The following is a 1990-nucleotide window of genomic DNA, read 5'->3' as shown; positions in this document are numbered from 1 at the left end:
ACCAAGAAAAGCAAAGTAAAGGAAGTTCCTATAAATTATGAGGTTTATGAAAGCGATAACCTTGTCAAGATTGTTGAGGAAACAGAATAAAAATAGACACGGAGGTGCCTTCTTGATGGTTATAAACCCATCATAAAAGAAAGAATGCAAAAAAAGCCGTGTCAAGTGATATGACGCGGCTTTTGAATAATGACTCTAATGAATCACTCATAATGGAGGAATGAATGCATATATACAAAATGTATTATATTTCAAGTGCTCTATTGAGATATGAAAACTTATCAAAAGGAATGTAAATAATACCTATGATTTTTACTCACTCATTTGAATGAGAAAGCCTATAAACGCTTTTTGTTTCTCTCAAACGTATCAATCATAACGTCTTTAACTTAAAGAGATTTATTGAAAACAAAGCCCATGATCATGATGCTTCTTTTAAAACGTTTCAAAATACTAAGCTCAAAATTGAGCTGAGTGAATTCAAATAACACATTGTCTAAAATCAAAACCTATCAAAACGCTTGGTAGGTTTATTAAGACAATCAAAAGCAAATGCATCTTAAATGAATGTCTTTTTAAAAACGTTCTTTTTACGCTTGTAATGACTGTTTTAAAAAAGCATATTTTATAAAATAAATAAACAACTGCTTTTATCAAATATAAGGCTTTTAAATTTACTCTGTTATATAACCCCTATATATTAAAAAGTTCTCTCATAAGTGAAATGCTCTTAAGAGCAAATGATAACTGAGTCATAGCTGTTATAAAAGAAGTTTTAAATGTTTTTATAGAGATCTCATTTTATGTTTCAAACGTTTAAACGTTCACTTAGAGAGGTTCTCATAAGCATCTTTTCATTTTGTCTCAAACATAACTTCTTTGCAAATTAATTGCTCTATATTTGGCTAGCAAACTTTAAACATTATAGCTCTTATCTAAAAATTTAGAAAAATCCCATGCCTTGTGATGTTATAACAATTTTGAATTTTACCTGCTTATCTTTGTCTAAATAGATGCCCTCAAATTTGAGGAGACCTCATTTGGTTTCGTATTTTTAAACTATAACTTTTAAAATGTTTTTTAGTATCATGTTTAAGGTAAAATAGTCTTTTACTGCTATGGTATTAGCCGCCTCCATTTTTTTATGGAAGCGAATAGTTCCGTTCTTCAAAATTAGCCTGCAATCTATTCATTAAAAGGCTTTTCATTTCATAAGATATAACGTTTTGAATTTCATACTGTTGTGATGATAGTGTCTATAATTGCCTGCCTATCATTTTCTAAATTTTTAGTAAGCGTTTTAAAAGCGGTCTTATCCTTAATCCTTTTATGCAATTTTTATAAATTAAACCTATAAGCTTATGACAGTTTCAAACGATTATTCCTTTGAAGGTTTCGCTCAAAAAAGAGCAAAACTCATACCATTCTTTAAACGTATACAATTTATGTTATCGATATTTTCAAACGACTAAATTTTAAAACAATGTGATTTCTGCTGTGATAAAAACGTATCATAAAATTTATAAACTGTTATGAATGATATCTGCTTTTCATTTCATTTGAATGCAACCATGCTTTATAATATTTACATCATGATTTGCTTTTTATGGTCTATTCATACATGGCAATCTTCTATAAAAAATGGTCAAATGAATCATGCATAAAAAGATGGATTCTTAAGTGGATTCATATAAAATAATTACAAACAAGCTATTGATTTTATTTCATTTTTTGATATAATGCCGCATCACCAAGTTACGGGCTTATCGCCTGAGTTTATCGGGACGAGAGAAGTCTCACAAGCAGGGATTTTAGAGGCACAACGGCGTCAATCTAGTCTTAACCTGCTTGCTTGTCTGTTTGATGGCTTGCGTTTGTATCGCAAGCGGCAAGGTAAGATTATTTTACACCTTATACAGAATTATTTGTCTGATGGTCGCTTGGTACGGATATCGGGTGAGGAGAACGCGCAATATATTCCCTTAACACG

At 30.5% G+C, this 1990-nt stretch carries 1 pseudogene; it reads left to right on the top strand.

From position 1 onward, the window contains the following. Positions 1-1748 precede the first annotated feature (1748 nt). Positions 1749-1990 (top strand): annotated as a pseudogene (locus ACFIO3_RS12215) (phage portal protein); the annotation flags it as partial.

Source organism: Bartonella sp. AD328YNZD, assembly GCF_042196425.1.
The sequence above is the reverse complement of the archived record's forward strand: the minus strand, read 5'-3'. Positions and strand labels throughout refer to the sequence as shown.